Origin of the sequence: Microbacterium sp. Root166 (assembly GCF_001427145.1) — a bacterium.
Lineage (GTDB): Bacteria > Actinomycetota > Actinomycetes > Actinomycetales > Microbacteriaceae > Microbacterium.
The window spans coordinates 685,930-702,436 of sequence record NZ_LMGL01000001.1 but is presented as its reverse complement, the minus strand read 5'-3'; the positions used below and the strand labels follow the sequence as shown (position 1 = coordinate 702,436).

Genomic DNA, 16,507 nt, shown 5'->3' with positions numbered 1-16,507 from the left:
GATGTCCTCGGGCAGGATGCCGTGCTTGAGCGCGGAGTCGTGAATCTTTACGCGGCGTATGCCGCGATGGCTTCGCGGATCAGCTCTGACCGCGATTTGTGCTCCTGCGCGGCGCGAGCATCGAGCGCGGCGAGTTCTTCCGGCGTCAGCCGCAGCGCGATAACCTGCGCCGGTTCGGCGCCACGGCCGGGGCGGCCTCGACCGCGACGCTTGAGGGCCTCGACGTCGTAGCCGGCCTCAGCTTCGGCAGCCCACGCTGCGATCTGCTCCTCCGAGATCGGCACGCCGTTGATGGTATCCCCGGTACTCATGACGTAATCGTCTTACGAAATTCCTGGACGGTCTACGCGCATCCGCGCTCCAGTGGTTTGACATCCGCGGCGGACCGACAGTTGTCGTCGTTCGCGGACTACCGCGTCGGCGCTCGCTCGCGCATGGTTCGTCGCGCACGCTGATGTCATTCCGTAGCGCGGTAGATCTCTGCACCTGATTCGTCCAGAACGATCACCGTCTTCAGATCGGGAAGGGGCGAGTTCTCGCCTCCGGCGGTGAAGTTCTTGAAACCCATGGCGATACCGGCAGGGTGGATGCCATCAGCTGGCGCGGTGACCACCACTTCGATATCGGTCGGAGTGAGCGGAACTATCTCCACAACATTGCACGCCCAACCGATGTCGTCGTTCAGACACGCATCCTCGAGACTGTCGGCCTCCAGCATCGCCGCGACGTGGGCGGCCACTTCCGCACCGGTCACCTCGGTTGTAGCACCCGGGGTCGTTCCAGCGGGTGTCGCGACCGAAGCCGGCGACGAAGCCTGGGGTGTGGGCGACGCTGTGCAGGACGCGAGGGCGAGTGCCGCTAACCCGATCGCGGCAGTCGTGAGCCCGCGCCATCGGAGCTGAGAGATCGTCATGCGCGGAGCACATCGTCGTGCTTCGCGAGGCGGCGGGCTGCTTCGGAGCCGAAAACCGCCAAAGGATGGGCAAACGGGCGCTCCCCTTGATACCGCGTCTTCTGCTCTGTTGGTGTGGTCTCGTCCGCACTGCTGCGCCGCTGACTCGGGCGATCGCTCATCGAGTTTCATCTCGTGGTTCGGGTGCCGCAACCCTGTCATCGTCGGCGGGGTGAGCCTCGATCACGGGCCGGAACGGGATCGATCCCGCAAGCGCGAGCAGGGTAAGTAGCGAGAACGTGAGCAATGCGACCCAGACGCCGCGCGCCTCGGTCACCGCGAGGCGTGCTCCCGCGATGTCGAACGTCGTGAGCGTCACGCCGACAATCAGTAGGGAGCTGATCACACCGCACGCGATGCGCGCCCAGAGTCGGCCTCGACCCGAGATGGCGAATCCTCCGCCGATGGCGAGCAGCGCGACCGCCACACCTCCACCACCTAAACCCTGCGTGACAAACACCATGAGGCCATCCGGGAGGAGCATCGGTGCGATGGCGAACAGTGCCGGCGCGGCACCGAGCCAACGCCAGCCGCGGCGCCCCCCGGTCAGGCGAATCGTGTGCGCCCACCCCAGTAGGCCGCCGACGATCACACCCGGAAGCAGAATGGCAGCGAACGTGTCGAGCCAGCTGACGGTCGACCCACGGCCGGCGAACTCGCTCATCACCGCGCGAAAGGATGCCGCCCAGGCGAGCCCACACAGGGCGCCGAGAGCCACGGCTGCCACGACGCGGCGGCTGTTCATTTGTTCCGCGACCGCCTCGGGCCGTCCCGCAAGCTTTCGAGCCCGCATCCAGCTCACCCCCATCGGTGTATCTCACACAGTACGCTCGGCGGCCTCCGGCGGAGCACACCGACCACGCGGCTGAGCGACTCCGGCCCGCGCGGAACACGATCCACGATCAGGCATGCAAGGTCCGGTTCAGCGGCCGCTCAACGATGGGCCGCTCTTGCCTGGTTGAAATGCGCCCGCCGAGCAGCCGTGCACAGGAGGTCAACCGGCCGGATCGCCGGTTGGCTGGGTAGGCTCGGGAATCAGTGGTCTTGCGGCCTGCGGGTGTCACTCGATGCCCGATTTTGCTTTTCCGAAGATTGGTGAATTGATGTCGAAGTACTGGTTGGGTGCTGATGAAGGCATCCGATTCACCCCTTCCGGCGAGAACACTGCGTACACCGAATTCGCGGACACGGTCCCGCCCGAGATGACGGAACATTCCCGGACGATGGATGCCGGGATCTTTGAGATCCTCGGCAAGGGCGTGTTCCAGATCTTCGGCTACGCGCTGTCGGCGATGACCGTGGTCGAGGGCGACGACGGGCTGATCCTGATCGACCCACCCGAAGATGTCGAGAAGGGCCGCCGTCAGCACGAGGTGCTGCGGACCATCTCGGACAAACCGATCAAGGCGATCATCTACTCGCATTGGCACACCGACCACAACGCGGGGGTGAAGGCGTTCATCACGCAGGAACAGGCGGACAGCGGTGAAGTGAAGGTCATCGCCCACCGGGACTTCATGAGCAACATCATCGCCAACTCGATCTCCGGCGACGGGCCGATCATCGCCGTCCGCGCCGACTACTCACTGGGCAGCCTCCTTGAGGTCGGACCGGAGGGACGCGTCAACGGCGGCCTCGGCCCCGACTTCGTCATGGAGACCATGTCACTGGTGACTCCGAACACACTCGTCGACGACAAGCTGGAACTCACCGTCGCAGGGGTGCGGATGGAGATCTTCTGGGCTCCGTCGGAGGCGATCGACGAGATCGTCACCTGGTTCCCCGACCTGGGTGTGCTGCAGTCCGCCGAGGTCATCCAGGGCGAGTCCTTCCCCAACCTGCACTCGATCCGCGGCAGCCGGTACCGGGACCCGCAGGCGTGGTTCAAGTCGATCGACAAGAACCTTCGCCCCCTGCCCGCGGACTTCATGATCCCCTCCCACGGTCGCCCCGTCGCCGGGCGTGCCGAGGTCGCGAAGGTGCTCGCCGACTACCGCGACGCGATCTCATACGTATACGACCAGACGATCCGCTGGATCAACAAGGGGCTGCTGCCGGACGACCTGGTCGAGAAGGTCGAGCTTCCGGGAGACCTCGCCCAGAGCGAATGGCTCGGCAACTTCTACGGCGGCGTGCCGCACTCTGTCCGCCAGATCTATGTCGGCGAATTGGGCTGGTTCAACGCGGACCCGACGACGCTTGCGCCGCTGAACATCCGCGAGTCTTCGCGCCGCTATGTCGACCTGATCGGGGGACGCGACGCCGTTTTCGTTGAGGCAAAGAAGGCGGCGGATGCCGGCGATCACCAGTGGGCGGCGGAACTGGTCAGCCACCTCGTCCGGATCGATCCGACTGACACCCACGCGCGGGCGCTCAAAGCCGCTGCGCTCCGTACCCTCGGCTACGGAACCCCCAACTCGAACTGGCGCAACTTCTACTTGACGGCCGCCCGCGAGCTCGATGGCACAATCGACTACTCCCTCGCGATCCAGATCAACGCCCCCGACCAGATCGCCGCGATGCCAGGTTCGGCGCTGCTGGAGAGCCTCCGATTCCGAATCGACCCGGTCAAGGCCGCGGGAATCTCGACCGCAATCGCTGTCGAAGTCGCGGACACTGGCGAGAACGTCGGGCTGATCGTCCGCAACGGCGTGCTCGAAGTCACCGAGGGGACTCCCGAAAACGTCACCCTCACCATCACGGCTCCGAAGCAGCTCATCACCGGCATCGTGCTCGTCGACGCCCACCGAATGCTCGATTCCGGAGAACAATCTGGTGCCCTGACAATCGCGAATGGCACGGTGGACGACGCCAAGGTGTTCTTCGACCTCTTCGATGCTCGCAGCGAAGAGAGACTTCAGCTCGCGAACCGCTGAGCAGAGCGACGCGCTTTCAAGGATCGGCCCGCGGGCGTCTTTGCGGTCAGGCCAGAAACTGTGCCGGCCGAATGGCCCGGAACAGCACGAGACTCTCGCCGTTCGCACGCGCGCCGAGGATGGTCGGCAATCTGGCGACCTCGTGAAAGCCGAACCCCGCGTGCAACCGCATGGACGCCGCGTTGTCGTCGTCCGTGAAGTAGTACACCGTGTCTGATCGCGCCCACACCCATTCGATCCGCGCACGGGTCAGGGCGAACCCGATCCCGCGGCGACGGTATCCCGGGTGCACACTGACGCCCCCGAGGTAGTGGCCTGCGGGCGCACCACCCTTGGGTTCGGCTTGAAGATGCGTCTTGGCTGCTGCGACGATCACGTCGTCAACGACCGCCACCGCGACGAGACGGTCATCACCGTCGTCCCCAATTGGCTGATCCCACTCCCGCCGATCGCATGCCTGGTGCACGGCATTGATTGCAACCAGATCATCTGGCACGGCTGGCCGGATCATCATCACGCGGCTGAGCGTATCGCGCAGCAACAACCCGGCGCCTGGAAGGAGGCTTCGGCCCGATCGCTTCCGGAGCGTCGTGCCTGAACGACCGTGGGATCACCGGTGCTCGGGCGGATGGTCGAGCGCTTGGTTCTGGTGCCGTACCTGAGACGGTTGATCGTCAAGCGCAACGAGCATCTCCTGGAGTCGCTCAACCACCCATAGCCGGATCGCATCTCGAGGCGTCGGGGTTTGCGGGTCGAGTCCGATCGCCTCACACGACCGCGTGTGCCCTCGCGCTCAGCCGCGCGAATGCACTCTCCGCGCCCCCGAAGAGCGACCCACCCTCGCGCACGGCCCGCTGCCACGCGTCGAGCACCTCGCCGCGGTCCATCGCCATGACCGCGTCCCACGGATCGTCCTCCTCTATGGGAACGCCGCCCATGCCCCATCGCGCCGCCTCGTACAGGAGCGGGATCGCCGCGATCCCGCGCTCCGTCGCCGAGTAGGTCACTTTGCGGGCATCCGTCTCGCTCGGGGTGCGCACGATGATTCCGCTGCGCTCGAGTCGGGCGAGGCGGTCGGCGAGCACGCTCGGCCCGATGCGCTCCTCGGACCGAAGGAACTCCCCGAAAGTGTGCTTGCCCAGCGTGAGGAGGTCGCGCATGATCAGCAGCGACCAGCTGTCACCGAACGCCTCAACGGTGAAGTTGGTGGGGCAGGTCGACCGCCCTTCAGCTCGCTTCATGCGACGAGTCTACGGCATTGACTTTGATCATCGTAGTAAAGTACGCTTCGATCATCGAAGTGACACGGATGCCGCGGCCGCGGGTTGCAGCGGCCGCGGCTTGCAGCGGAGGAGCCACGATGGACGACACGACCCAGCACGGGACCCACGATCTCGTCGTGAGCCGCGACATCCCCGCCCCCATCGAGGTGGCCTGGGAGTCGTGGACCGAACCCGACCGTGTGATGCGCTGGTGGGGCCCGAACGGCTTCACGTGCACGGTCGCCGAGCTCGACGTGCGCGTCGGCGGCACATCCCTCGTGTGCATGAGCGCCCCCGACTGGGGGTTCCCAGCGATGTACAGCACGTGGGCGTACACGCTCGTGGACGCACCGCACCGTCTCGAGTTCATCCACAACATCGCCGACGCGCACGGCACCACGATCGACCCCGCCACGATCGGGGCCGCGGGCATCCCGCGCGACGTGCGGCATGTCATGACGTTCGAGTCGATCGGGGAAGACGCGACTCGACTCACCGTGACGGAACTCGGCTACGTCGACCTCGAGCAGCTCGCGCTCTCGAAGAAGGGCCTCGAGGAGTCCCTCGACAAGCTCGTCGCCACCTACATGTGAGCCCAGCCGCCCGGACGTCCCCGCATTCCCGAGCTCGCGCGCAGCGCGTTGCCTCGCTCCTCGACTTGCACCTCCGTCCGTCGTACGGTTCAGGGATGGACTGCGCCGTCGCGCTGACGCCGCCCCTGACCGACGCCGGGGAGGACCTCTGATGTTGCGGATCTTGCGGATTGTGGCCGGTCTCGCCGCAGCGCTCGCGCTCGTCTCGCTGGCACTGAGGAGCTGGTACCGGCGCTGGTTGCAAGAAGTGACCGAGCGAGCTTCGGCGGACAGCGCGATCGTCCACACTGCGGCCGGCCCGGTCGAGTACGGAGTCCGGGGTGACGGGCCGGTCGTGCTGCACTTCCACGGCGGAAACGTCGGCCATAACGGCTGGTTCTTCCTCGAACACCTCGTTTCAGCCGGGTACCGAGTGCTGACGCCCGATCGCCCCGGATATCTCGGCACGCCTCTCGGCGATCACGGCAGCCCTGAGCGGCAAGCCGACCTGGCCGCGGCGCTGCTGGACACGCTCGGTATCGAACGCGTCGCCGTCACCGGGCTCTCCGCGGGCGGGCCCGCGGCGATCCAGTTCGCGGCGAGGCATCCGCAGCGGACCGCGGCGGTCGTGCTGCTGTCGGCCATCTCGCAGCGGACCGGCCTGTCGGCTGATCAGACAGGCACGGCGCTCGGGAGACTCGTGATGACCCCGAAGTACCAGAACATCGCGTACTTCCTGATCAATCGCACGATGCACGCGATGACCGCGCTCAGCATGCGCGACTTCGTGAAGACCGAGACGACGTACAGCGAAGCCGAGGGAGAGCGCTTGATCGCTCAGGTGCTCGCTGACCCTGACCAGAAACGCCAAGTGCTCGCAATGAGTGACGCCATGGTGCCGGCACTTCCACGCTTTCCCGGCGTGATGAACGATCTGAAGGTCCAGGAGGAGCTGGGCGACCTTCCGTTCGACGGGATTCAGGCGCCGACGCTCATCGTCGGCAGTCGCTACGACGGCGATATCGGGTACGCCAACTCCGTGAACACCCATGATCGAATACCGCACTCAGAACTGCTCACCGTCGATCAGTTCGGCCATCTGATCTGGTGGGGCGATCCGGCAGTGACCCTGCACTTCCAAGCCCGGATCGAAGCCTTCCTGGATCAACACCTGCGACCCGCGTAGGTCTCCCGTCCGCAGACCGATGGGACAGAGTGAATGGTGATCGACGAAGCGCTCGTGCAGCGCCTGGTGACGACCCAATTCCCTCGATGGTGCGACTTGACCATCCGTCGGGTGGTGCCCGGCGGATGGGACAACCGCACATTCCGGCTCGGCGATGACCTGCTGGTTCGCCTGCCGAGTGCGGATGGCTACGCGGCGGCCGTTGCGAAGGAGCAGCGCTGGCTCCCGGTGATCTCTCCGCTGGTGCCGTTCGCGGTGCCGGAACCGGTGGAGCGGGGGCTGCCGGTGCCGGAGTTCAACCGGCCATGGTCGATCTATCGATGGATCGACGGCGTGCCGGCGACGGTGGAGGCGATCACCGACCTCGACACCTTCGCCGGCGACGTGGCCCGGTTCCTCATGGCCCTGGCCGCTGTCGATGCGAGCGACGGCCCGGCAGCGGGTCCGCACAGTTTCTGGCGGGGCGCGCACCCGCGGGTCTACGACGAAGAAGTGCAGCGCTCATTGGTGAAGCTGGACGGAGTGATCGACACGGTCGCGGCGCGCGCCGTATGGGATGCGGCATCCGACACGCGCAGCAGCGCGCCCGCTGTCCGGTTTCACGGCGACATCGCTCCCGGCAATCTGCTTCTTCGGGAAGGTCGGCTCCACGCCGTCATCGACTTCGGCACGTCGGGCGTCGGTGATCCGGCATGCGACCTGGCCATCGCATGGACGATGTTCGACGACTCAGCCCGCCGCGTGTTTCGGCGTGCGCTGCCGTGGGATGACGCCGTGTGGGCGCGCGGGCGAGCGTGGGCACTCTGGAAGGCGATGCTGCTCCTGGCCGGTGCCGCGGGTTCGCACGACCCGGAACGCGAGGCCCGCACGTCCCGCATCGTGATCGAGAAGATCCTCGCGGACGCGCCGTGAACGAAGGGCGTCGCTACGCGGGGGTTCGCAGCGGCTCGAGGGCGTCGAGGATGAGGTCGAGCCCGAAGAGGAACTCCTCGGTCGGGTCGTAGCCGGCGGCGATGAGCCCCGCGGCGGACTCGTTGAGGTAGGGGAACTCGTCCGGAGGAAGCTGAGGTAGGTAGACGTCTTCGGTCATCTCCGCGAGCTCGTCAGCGCTGCCGAACGGCAGGCTGGCCGCCTGCAGGGCGTAGCCGTAGACATAGCTGTTGAGCAGCCAGTTGGCGTGGGTCGCCGTGAGCACCGAGAAGCCGGCCCTTCGCAGGCAGGCGGTGACCGCTTCGCGGTGGCGGAGGTTCGCGGGTCCCGGCGTCGTCCGGGATTCCATCAGGCTGATCGCCCACGGGTGGCGTGCGAGAACCCGTTGAGTGGAAACGGCCTCGTGTCGCATGGCGGACTGCCAGTCGGTCTCGGCAGGCGGAAGCTCGATCTCCGTGAACACGACGTCGATCATCGCGTCGAGCAACTCATCCTTGTTCGCCACGTAGTGGTAGAGCGACATCGCCCCTGCGCCCAGCGCGCTGGCGAGCCGGCGCATGCTCAGACCGTCGACGCCTTCGCGGTCGGCGAGCCGTACCGCCTCGATCACCACGCGTTGCTTGCTCAGACCGGTTTCTGACGCGATTCGGCGCTGTTCGTTGTCAGGCACAGGTCTCCTCGCTCGCTTGAACGGCTTGACAATCGTACAGCGTACGTTGCATAGTACGGTGTACGACGTACGGTGTACGACGTACGGTTCACCGCCGCGGTGGACCAACGCAACTTCGGAAGGAAGAACCGATGACCCTCAGCACGAATGCGGCCAACCAGCTCGATAACCCGCCGGTTCCGGTCCGGGCCAAGCTTGCCGCCGCATGGACCAGCTTCATGTTCCTGTACGTCTACGTCGACATCCTCAACTTCTACAAGCCAGGCGTCGTCGACGGCATCCTGAACGGACTCGTCTGGAGGTTCGACGTCAGTTCGACGCTGTTGACCGTCATGCTCGCGTCGGTGGCGATCCCGGCCGTGATGGTGATGCTCTCGATCACGCTGCCAGCCCGAGTGAGCCGCGTCGTGAACCTCATCGTCGCATCGCTCTACATCCCCTACACCCTGTTCAACGCGGCAGGGGCGACGTGGGAGTGGGCGTTCTTCTACGGCCTCTCCATCGGTATCGAGGTGCTGCTGCTGGCCTTCATCCTGCGCTCCGCTTGGACCTGGCCCCGTGTCTCCGCCGTCCATGCCGGTGCCGCGGCGACCGGCCAGCGGGAGGAGCTGCGCCGGTAGGCACCACTACGCCGGGTGCGGGCTCGCGGGGACGATCCGTCTGGAAGGATCGACACATGACTTCTTCCGTCGAACGTCGCTCCAATCCCACTGCCTGGGCCGCGTTCTGGGTCGCCCTGGCCGGCCTGGTGCTCATGCCCATCCCGTTCTTCATCGGGCTGATCCTGGGTGGTGGACTCTCCATCGTCGCAACCGTCCTCGCCGTGATCGCCCTCCTCAAGGGACTCGCGCGCAACGGCAAGGGCATCGCGCCGGTCGTCTTCGCCGCGATCTTCATCGCGCTCACGTGGGCCGGCATCTCGGTCGGCGGCGGCATCATCTGGTAGTAACCCCGACGCCTCGATCATCGGGATGAGACGGAGGCTCGTGAAAAAGTCTCGCGCTTCGTGTCGTATCCGAGCATCGTTGTTCGTGGATCAGGTAGACCCATATCCGGGTCGCCGCAATGATGGGCCGCCATGCGGCCCTGGTCCCGACAAGAGGAGACGGACGTGCCGAAGTATCTGATCGCATTCAACGATGAGTGGGTGCCCCTCCACACCGCCGACGAGCTGCGCGCCAAGAGCGAGGCCTCGCGCGCTCTGCTCGAGGAGATGAAAGAGGCGGGCATCTTCCTGTACGCCGACGGCGGAATCGACGCGTCCACCGCGGTCTGCAGCGTCGTCAGCGAGAACGGGCAGCCGGTCTTCACCGACGGGCCCTTCGTCGAGTCCAAGGAGCACCTGGGCGGGTTCACCGTCGTGGAGGTGCAGGACGACGACGCCGCACGCTACTGGGCAGGGCGGCTCGCGGTCGCACTCGACTGGCCGCAGGAGGTCCACCGGTTCCCGTCCGACATGGCGGAGATCGTCGAACGGCACGCGTCCTGACCGATTCCCCCGTCGAGGATGCCGTCGCCCGCGCCCACCGCGAGGAGTGGGCGCGGGTGGTGGCGGGCCTCTCCCGCGCTTCGGTGATCTCGACCTCGCCGAGGATGCGGCATCCGATGCCTATGTCGCCGCGGTGGAACGGTGGCCGCGCGACGGCGTACCGCCCAGCCCCGGCGCGTGGCTCACGACGACCGCTACCCGCAAGGCGATCGACCGGCTGCGTCGGGAGTCCCTGCGCGACGGCAAGCACCAGGCGGCCCACATGCTGTCCGACGACACCCCCCACGAGCCGACCGGGCCGGTGGAAGACGACCGGCTCCGCCTGATCTTGATCTGCTGTCATCCCGCACTCGCCGTGGAAGCCCGGGTCGCGCTGACGTTGCGCCTGCTCGGTGGGCTCACCGTCGCCGAGATCGCCCACGCCTTCCTGCTGCCGGAGACCACGATGGCGCGGCGGATCACGCGCGCGAAGGCGCGGATCAAGGCAGAGCAGCTTGCGTTCAGGATGCCCTCGGACACCGACGTCCGGGAGCGTGTCGACGGTGTGCTCACGGTGATCTACCTCGTCTTCAACGAGGGGTATCTGGCCACCGCGGGGGACGACCCGCTGCGCGCGGACCTGACCGACGAGGCCATCCGTCTGGGCCGCCTCCTGCACGCGCTGCTTCCCGACGACGGCGAGGTGACCGGCCTCCTCGCCCTGATGCTCCTGGCCGACGCCCGGCGAGCCGCGCGCGTGTCCCGTGCCGGTGAGCTGGTGACACTTGACGAACAGGATCGCAGCGCCTGGAACCGCGCTCTCATCGCGGAGGGTCATGCTCTGGTCCGCGACCGGATCGCCGCGGTCGCGGCCGGCGCGGAGCCGCCGGGCCGGTATCAGCTCCTGGCCGCGATCAACGCGGTCCACACCTACGCCCCGTCCCCTCGCGACACCGACTGGTCCCAGATCGTCGCCCTCTACGACCGCCTGGTGCGGATCGATCCCTCCCCGATCGTGCGCCTCAACCGCGCGATCGCGGTCGCCGAGGTGGACGGGCCCGATGTGGCGCTCGCCGAGATCGACCGACTCGGCGAGGATCTCGACGGATACCACGCCTTCCACGCCGCGCGAGCCGACCTTCTGAGGCGGATCGGGCGGAGCGACGAGTCCCGCGCGGCGTACGACAGGGCCATCCACCTCGCCGGCAACCCCGCCGAGCAGGCGTACCTCGCTCGCCGTCGCGACCAGCTCGTATGGTGAGCCGGACTGCTTCCGGGCGACGTCCGCGCCCGGTGGAAAGATCAGGTGCATGACGGACGACGGACGGAGCATGTGGGATGCCGAGGCCGCCGACTTCGATGAAGCCGCCGACCACGGACTCAAGGATCCGCACGTCCGCAAGGCGTGGGCCGATCTGCTGCTTCCCTTGATCGACGGCCGTGGGCGTCGAGTCGCCGACCTCGGGTGCGGAACCGGGACGCTTTCGCTTCTTCTCGCCGAGGAGGGTGGTCACCTGGTGAGCGGTGTCGACTTCTCGTCAGAGATGATCCGCCGAGCGCGGCAGAAGACCCGGGAAGCTTCGCTGAAGCCGGTCTTCACGGTTGCGGATGCCGCCGATCCGCCGCTCGCCGCGGGGTCGTTCGATGTCGTTCTCGCACGCCACGTTCTCTGGGCGATGCCCGACCCCGCCGCAGCCCTGGACCGCTGGATCGAGCTGCTGGCTCCGAACGGCGCGCTGATCCTCGTCGAGGGTCGATGGCAGACCGGTGTCGGGCTCAAGGCCGATGAGTGCTTCCGGCTCGTCAAGGACCGGCGGGAAGATGCGCAGCTCCGGATGCTCGATGACCCGGCGTATTGGGGCGGCCCGACCGCCGACGAAAGGTACCTCATCACCAGCCGCCGCTGAGGTGGAGGCTGTGCTCAGGCTCCGCTTCGCGGCGGCTTGTCGAGGCCGTGACGTCTTGGCTCCTCGGGTTCCGCGGCGGTGTCGGGGGACACTCCGGACGGTGCCGCCGCGCCTCCGGTGCCGGGATAGCTCGGCTCCGGGACGTCCATCGCGTCGTCGCGTTCGTCGGCCGGCGGCCGGTGGTCGAGGGGCTGCTTCATGTCGTCTCGATCGCTCATGAACCGAGGATCGAACACCGCGGGGCCGTGGGGGAGGGGCTTGTCATCCCCGACCGGGCATGATCCGGTCCAGTCCGTCAGGGGCTGACGCGCACCCTGCGTCCCTCGAAGCCGACGACGTCGCCGATCTGCAGCTGGCGTCCTCGGCGGCGATCGACTTCGCCGTTCACCGTGACGTAGCCGTCGATGATGGCCTCTTTGACGTCGCCGCCGGAGTCGAGGAGCCCGGCGAACTTCATGAACTGGCCGAGGCGAATCCCGTCACTGCCGATCGAGACGTCGATGGGAGCCGCTTTCGTCATCCCCGAATGCTAGCCGACCCGATTCCGCCCCCGAAGTCGACGTTCCGACCGCCTGGGGTGCGCGAGATCGCCTGCCGAGGCCTTGATACCCGGAGTAGCATCTGCGGCATGGCGGACCTCTTCGCAGGATTCCCGGTGAGTGACTTCGCGCGCTCGCTCCGCTGGTACGGCATTGTTCTCGGCTCAGAACCGAGCTTCTTCCCCAATGAGCGGGAAGCCGTCTGGGAAGTCGCGCCGCACTGCTACGTCTACATCGAGCTGCTTCCCGAGCGCGCGGGTGGGTCGCTGACCATGCTGATGGTCGATGACATCGACGGCATGACTTCGGCGATCTCGGATCGCGGGATCGAGCCGTCCCGAGTCGAGAAGTACGACGATGGGATGCGCAAGGTCGTGTACGGCGACCCGGACGGGAACGAGCTGTCCTTCGGCGGCGTCACGGCCTCATCCGACGACAGGGAAGAAGGCGCACATGGCTGAGTCGACACGCGGACCCGACCTGGTCTCCGCCGCTGAGTTCCACCGAGCGCCCGGGGTGGCGGACTGGCGGGTCACGGGCACGGGCCCGCAGGCCGTCTTCACGGCGACGTCGGTCGCCCACGCCGCGAGCCTCGTGGCTCCCGTCGTCGCCGCTGCCGGGAGGTGCGGCATCCTTCCCGATATCGACGTGCGTCCCGAGGCGGTCGTCGTGCGCATCCCGTATCGCGACCCCGAAGGCATCCCTGCGGCGGCCGCGGAGTTCGCCGCCGCCGTCTCCGAGGCAGTCGCCGAACTGCGTCTGACGCCCGACCCCTCGCTCGCGCAGTCGGTCGGCATCTACGTCGCCCAGCACTCCGAAGCCGACGTGCGACCGTTCTTCACCGCCGCACTCGGCTACGAGGACTTCGGCGACACCGATGCTGTCGACCCGCTGCGCTGCGGACCGCAGCTCGCCTTCAACCCGATCAGTGGTGACACTCCGTCGCGTGGCCGGACGCACTTCGACATCTTCGTGCCGGCCGACCAGGCGCGGGCGCGAGTGGATGCCGCGCTCGCCGCCGGCGGCCGGCTCGTCGACGATTCCTACGCACCCGCCTGGTGGTCGCTCGCGTCTCCCGACAACCACGGCGTGGACATCGCGTCCTGGACCGACACCTACGAGTGAACCGCATGCCGTAGCGCACCGTCGCCGGCACCCGCCGAACCGCCGGTGCTACCGTGGGCGGAACAGGTCAGAAGGAGGTGCGCATGACCGAGTCGATCGGCGTCGTCCTGCGCCTGCTCCTCGAGATCCTCGGCGTGGCCGCCGTCCGCGAGCCGAGCGCCATCGCGTTCGCCGCAGCTGCCGTCGCCGTGGCGGTCATCGCGATCAGCCTCTCGTTGGTCGAGCTCCCGGCCTCGGCCATCGGCTCCGCGCCCCATCCGCAGCGGGCGATCGACGTTTCCGTCCAGCTGGCGCAGAGCCATCCGGATGCCGCGGGCCATGCTCGCCCGCGAGCTCCCGGGTACGCGGCCTCGGCCGCCTGACCCGCTTCCGCCCCCTCCCCGTCCTCCGGGGTGTCCTCGGCGTTCGCCTGTGTCTTCGTGGCCACGCGCCCACCCGACACCGACCGGACGGAAACTTATGGACATCTACGCCTTCCCACCCATCGCCGCGATCCTCGACGCGGCCTATGCCGGGCTGATGCAGCTCATCGCCCTGCTCGAACCGCTCGCGGGCGGAGCCGCGGCCGCGGCATCCGTTCTGCTTGTCACCCTGCTCGTCCGCGCGGCGCTCGTGCCCGCGGGAGTGTCGCAGGCACGCGCCGAGCAGACCCGCAGCCGCCTCGCGCCGAAACTCCGAGCCCTGCAGAAACGGTACGGACGCGACCGCGAGCGGCTGCAGCGCGAGACGATGAAGCTCTACTCCGACGAGAACACCTCGCCGTTCGCGGGGTGCCTGCCGCTTCTCGCCCAGGCGCCGGTCATCGCGATCGTGTACGCCCTGTTCGCGTATCCGGCGATCTCTGGCCACGCCAATGGGCTGCTCACGGAACAGCTGCTCGGGGTGCCGCTCGGTGCGAGCGTCGTCGGCGCGCTCGCCGCAGGCACGGCGACCGCTGCGACGTTTGCGGTGTTCGGTGTGCTCATCGCCGTCATCGTGGTCTCCGCCGAGGTCACGCGGCGGGCCTTCCGCCCGCCCGTGCCGGTGACCGATGACGCGGATGCCTCGCCGCTGGCGAACCCCGGATTCCTCCGCGCGATGGGTGCGCTGCAGTTCACGACCGCGGTCTTCGCGCTGTTCGTGCCGCTCGCGGCCGCGCTGTACCTCACGACGACCGTGGTGTGGACGCTGGTGCAGCGGATCGTCCTGCGGCGGCGGTTCCCCCTCGTGGCGGGCTGAAGCGGGCGCTGCGCCCGGGTTCGTCTGTGCGATTCCGAGGTCGGTGGCGCCCAGGAAGGTCGGTTTCGCACAGACGAACGGCTGACGGATGCCGAGGCCCGGTGCCTCAGCTGCGCTGGAGGTAGTGGCGCACGGTGTCGTCCCGCTCGACGAGGAAGCGATCGTCCTCCGGGTAATACACCGCCTTGTCGATGTCGTCGCCGGCGAACCCTCGGACGCTGTCGAGGCTGTCCCATCGCGAGATCGTCACGATCTCGGTGAGGCCGTCACCCAGGTCGCGCGTCAGGGTCCAGGCGTCGCGGTTGCCCGGAGTCGAGCGGTACTGCTCGATGCCCGTGCGCTCGACGTACTCGACGTACTCATCGCGGTCGTCCGTGCGGATGACTCCGCGCCACATGCGGACGACATTGTGCTCATCGCTCATGCCGACATCCTGGTCGTCGGAGCGGTCCTCGGGCCAGGGGTGGCGGTCGGTCGCGTTGCACGCCGACACCCCCCGTGCAGAACCAGATGCAGGAGACACGCCGCGAACCGCGGCGCTGTCGAACTGCTGCGCGGCGTGTTTCCTGAATCTGTGACGGAGAGCGCCCTTCGGTCGAGGGCGGCAGACCCGGTACGATGAGCGGAGAGCGCTTTCCGAGCGCGTCGCGGCCGAACCGAGGAGAATGACGACATGGTGCACACCGTCGTGGTCGCCCCGGACTCCTTCAAGGGGACGATCGGCGCGGCCCCTGCGGCCACCGCGCTCGGTGCCGGATGGAACCGGGTCCGCCCCCATGACGCGATCCGCCTGGTGCCGATGGCCGACGGCGGCGAAGGCACGCTCGATGCGTTCGAGACCGCCGTTGCGGGCTCGCGCCGCATGCCCGTCCGTGTCACGGGACCCCACGGCCGGACCATCGACGCCACCTGGCTGCTGCTGCCGCCGACGGCGGCCGACCCCGACGGCATCGGCGTCGTCGAGCTTGCGAGCACCAGTGGGATCGAGCTGCTCGGCACCCCTCCCAAACTGCGGGCGATGGATGCCGACACCACCGGCTTCGGTCAGGCCATCGCCGCCGCTCTCGCCTACGGCGTGAGCCGGCTCGTGCTGGGCATCGGCTCGAGCGCCTCGACCGACGGTGGCCTCGGGGCCCTCACCGCCCTGGGCGCCCGCTTCACAGACGCGTCCGGCACGCCAGTCGTCCCCGGCGGTCGGGGCCTTGCCCACGTCGCCGTCGCCGACCTCTCCGGCCTGCCGGCGCTTCCGGCCGGCGGGGTCTCGGTGCTCACCGACGTGACCAATCCGCTCGTCGGCGCGTGGGGCGCGGCCGCCGTCTTCGGTCCGCAGAAGGGCGCCTCGAACGCGGAGGTGCTGGCGCTCGACGCCGCGCTCGCGCGCCTCGGTGACCTGCTCCCCGCCGATCCCGAGACGCCCGGCGCGGGAGCCGCTGGCGGCACCGGGTTCGGACTGCTCGCGTGGGGCGCCACCCTCGTGCCCGGCTCGGCCGCGGTCGCGGAACTGGTGGGTCTGGATGCGGCGGTGGGCGCGGCATCCGTCGTCATCACCGGCGAAGGATCGTACGACGGCCAGTCCGCCGCGGGCAAGGTGCCGGCGCGCGTGGGTGCGATCGCCGCCGAGACCGGGGTGCCCGTGGCACTGGTCGCGGGCCGCATCGCGCCGGACGTCGAGCTGACGTCATTCGCAGCGACCGCGTCGCTGACCGACCTCGCCGGCTCAGGCGCTGCGGCGATGACCGACCCGGCGCGGTGGCTCACCGAGGCGGGCGCCGCCCTCGCGAGCGCGCTGGGCTGAGACTCCC

22 protein-coding genes and 1 pseudogene are annotated in these 16,507 nt (G+C 68.0%); 14 read left to right on the top strand and 9 right to left on the bottom strand.

Annotation, left to right across the window (positions count from 1 at the left end; all coding sequences use genetic code 11):
• Nucleotides 1-47: 47 nt before the first annotated feature.
• The 3 genes from ASD56_RS03130 to ASD56_RS03120 all read right to left on the bottom strand — a co-directional run bounded on the left by ASD56_RS03130 (nt 48) and on the right by ASD56_RS03120 (nt 1,745).
• On the bottom strand, nt 48-311 hold the full coding sequence (locus ASD56_RS03130; RefSeq protein WP_055961026.1) for a ribbon-helix-helix protein, CopG family: 264 nt from the start codon (nt 309-311) through the stop codon (nt 48-50).
• Between the two features lie 146 nt (nt 312-457).
• Entirely contained in the window at nt 458-754 is a 297-nt protein-coding gene (locus tag ASD56_RS03125) for a hypothetical protein (protein WP_055961024.1), read from the bottom strand.
• Nucleotides 755-1,070: 316 nt separating this feature from the next.
• The gene (locus ASD56_RS03120) at nt 1,071-1,745 is read right to left on the bottom strand and encodes a hypothetical protein (protein WP_442922391.1); all 675 of its coding nucleotides are present in this window, start codon (nt 1,743-1,745) and stop codon (nt 1,071-1,073) included.
• 409 nt (nt 1,746-2,154) lie between these two features.
• Here ASD56_RS03120 and ASD56_RS03115 point away from each other — a divergent pair, with 409 nt between their 5' ends.
• Nucleotides 2,155-3,828 carry an alkyl sulfatase dimerization domain-containing protein gene (locus ASD56_RS03115; RefSeq protein ID WP_162249502.1) on the top strand — a complete coding sequence of 558 codons (1,674 nt, stop codon included), beginning with the start codon at nt 2,155-2,157 and terminating at the stop codon, nt 3,826-3,828.
• Between the two features lie 46 nt (nt 3,829-3,874).
• On the opposite strand, the gene ASD56_RS03110 is transcribed toward ASD56_RS03115, so the two are convergent.
• A complete protein-coding gene (locus tag ASD56_RS03110; protein WP_235565571.1) occupies nt 3,875-4,342 on the bottom strand; it encodes a GNAT family N-acetyltransferase in 468 nt (155 codons plus the stop codon).
• A 253-nt stretch (nt 4,343-4,595) separates the two neighbouring features.
• Nucleotides 4,596-5,069: a winged helix-turn-helix transcriptional regulator gene (locus ASD56_RS03105; RefSeq protein WP_082541216.1), complete on the bottom strand. Its 474-nt coding sequence runs from the start codon at nt 5,067-5,069 to the stop codon at nt 4,596-4,598.
• 119 nt (nt 5,070-5,188) lie between these two features.
• On the opposite strand from ASD56_RS03105, the gene ASD56_RS03100 reads away from it, so the two are divergent.
• From ASD56_RS03100 to ASD56_RS03090, 3 genes are all read left to right on the top strand, one after another.
• Entirely contained in the window at nt 5,189-5,683 is a 495-nt protein-coding gene (locus ASD56_RS03100; protein ID WP_055961012.1) for an SRPBCC family protein, read from the top strand.
• A gap of 151 nt (nt 5,684-5,834) precedes the next feature.
• Nucleotides 5,835-6,848 carry an alpha/beta fold hydrolase gene (locus tag ASD56_RS03095; RefSeq protein WP_082541214.1) on the top strand — a complete coding sequence of 338 codons (1,014 nt, stop codon included), beginning with the start codon at nt 5,835-5,837 and terminating at the stop codon, nt 6,846-6,848.
• A 33-nt stretch (nt 6,849-6,881) separates the two neighbouring features.
• Complete coding sequence (locus tag ASD56_RS03090; protein WP_055961006.1) at nt 6,882-7,760, top strand: aminoglycoside phosphotransferase family protein; 879 nt, start codon at nt 6,882-6,884, stop codon at nt 7,758-7,760.
• A 13-nt stretch (nt 7,761-7,773) separates the two neighbouring features.
• Here ASD56_RS03090 and ASD56_RS03085 read toward each other — a convergent pair whose 3' ends face one another.
• On the bottom strand, nt 7,774-8,448 hold the full coding sequence (locus tag ASD56_RS03085; RefSeq protein WP_055961002.1) for a TetR/AcrR family transcriptional regulator: 675 nt from the start codon (nt 8,446-8,448) through the stop codon (nt 7,774-7,776).
• Between the two features lie 131 nt (nt 8,449-8,579).
• Here ASD56_RS03085 and ASD56_RS03080 point away from each other — a divergent pair, with 131 nt between their 5' ends.
• The 5 genes and pseudogenes from ASD56_RS03080 to ASD56_RS03060 all read left to right on the top strand — a co-directional run bounded on the left by ASD56_RS03080 (nt 8,580) and on the right by ASD56_RS03060 (nt 11,823).
• Nucleotides 8,580-9,068, top strand: a complete 489-nt coding sequence (locus ASD56_RS03080) for a DUF6326 family protein (RefSeq protein WP_055960998.1) — start codon at nt 8,580-8,582, stop codon at nt 9,066-9,068.
• Between the two features lie 56 nt (nt 9,069-9,124).
• A complete protein-coding gene (locus tag ASD56_RS03075) occupies nt 9,125-9,394 on the top strand; it encodes a hypothetical protein (RefSeq protein WP_055960995.1) in 270 nt (89 codons plus the stop codon).
• Between the two features lie 165 nt (nt 9,395-9,559).
• Complete coding sequence (locus ASD56_RS03070) at nt 9,560-9,937, top strand: YciI family protein (protein WP_055960992.1); 378 nt, start codon at nt 9,560-9,562, stop codon at nt 9,935-9,937.
• Nucleotides 9,934-11,177: pseudogene (locus tag ASD56_RS03065) on the top strand (RNA polymerase sigma factor). Before ASD56_RS03070 ends, ASD56_RS03065 begins: the two are co-directional and overlap by 4 nt.
• A gap of 49 nt (nt 11,178-11,226) precedes the next feature.
• Complete coding sequence (locus ASD56_RS03060; protein ID WP_055960989.1) at nt 11,227-11,823, top strand: class I SAM-dependent methyltransferase; 597 nt, start codon at nt 11,227-11,229, stop codon at nt 11,821-11,823.
• A 14-nt stretch (nt 11,824-11,837) separates the two neighbouring features.
• Here the strand turns inward: ASD56_RS03060 and ASD56_RS03055 are convergent, their stop codons facing one another.
• Both ASD56_RS03055 and ASD56_RS03050 read right to left on the bottom strand, forming a co-directional pair.
• Nucleotides 11,838-12,041, bottom strand: coding sequence for a hypothetical protein (locus tag ASD56_RS03055; RefSeq protein WP_055963543.1), 204 nt, complete (start codon nt 12,039-12,041; stop codon nt 11,838-11,840).
• Between the two features lie 77 nt (nt 12,042-12,118).
• Nucleotides 12,119-12,343, bottom strand: coding sequence for an RNA-binding S4 domain-containing protein (locus ASD56_RS03050; protein ID WP_055960986.1), 225 nt, complete (start codon nt 12,341-12,343; stop codon nt 12,119-12,121).
• Between the two features lie 108 nt (nt 12,344-12,451).
• Here ASD56_RS03050 and ASD56_RS03045 point away from each other — a divergent pair, with 108 nt between their 5' ends.
• From ASD56_RS03045 to ASD56_RS03030, 4 genes are all read left to right on the top strand, one after another.
• Nucleotides 12,452-12,823: a VOC family protein gene (locus ASD56_RS03045; RefSeq protein ID WP_055960983.1), complete on the top strand. Its 372-nt coding sequence runs from the start codon at nt 12,452-12,454 to the stop codon at nt 12,821-12,823.
• Nucleotides 12,816-13,487, top strand: a complete 672-nt coding sequence (locus ASD56_RS03040; RefSeq protein WP_055960981.1) for a VOC family protein — start codon at nt 12,816-12,818, stop codon at nt 13,485-13,487. Before ASD56_RS03045 ends, ASD56_RS03040 begins: the two co-directional genes overlap by 8 nt.
• 83 nt (nt 13,488-13,570) lie before the next feature.
• On the top strand, nt 13,571-13,849 hold the full coding sequence (locus ASD56_RS16100) for a DUF6412 domain-containing protein (RefSeq protein ID WP_055960980.1): 279 nt from the start codon (nt 13,571-13,573) through the stop codon (nt 13,847-13,849).
• Between the two features lie 97 nt (nt 13,850-13,946).
• Nucleotides 13,947-14,705: a YidC/Oxa1 family membrane protein insertase gene (locus ASD56_RS03030; RefSeq protein ID WP_055960978.1), complete on the top strand. Its 759-nt coding sequence runs from the start codon at nt 13,947-13,949 to the stop codon at nt 14,703-14,705.
• A gap of 106 nt (nt 14,706-14,811) precedes the next feature.
• On the opposite strand, the gene ASD56_RS03025 is transcribed toward ASD56_RS03030, so the two are convergent.
• A complete protein-coding gene (locus tag ASD56_RS03025; protein ID WP_200947450.1) occupies nt 14,812-15,129 on the bottom strand; it encodes a hypothetical protein in 318 nt (105 codons plus the stop codon).
• A 249-nt stretch (nt 15,130-15,378) separates the two neighbouring features.
• On the opposite strand from ASD56_RS03025, the gene ASD56_RS03020 reads away from it, so the two are divergent.
• Entirely contained in the window at nt 15,379-16,500 is a 1,122-nt protein-coding gene (locus ASD56_RS03020; RefSeq protein ID WP_055960976.1) for a glycerate kinase, read from the top strand.
• Nucleotides 16,501-16,507: the final 7 nt, after the last annotated feature.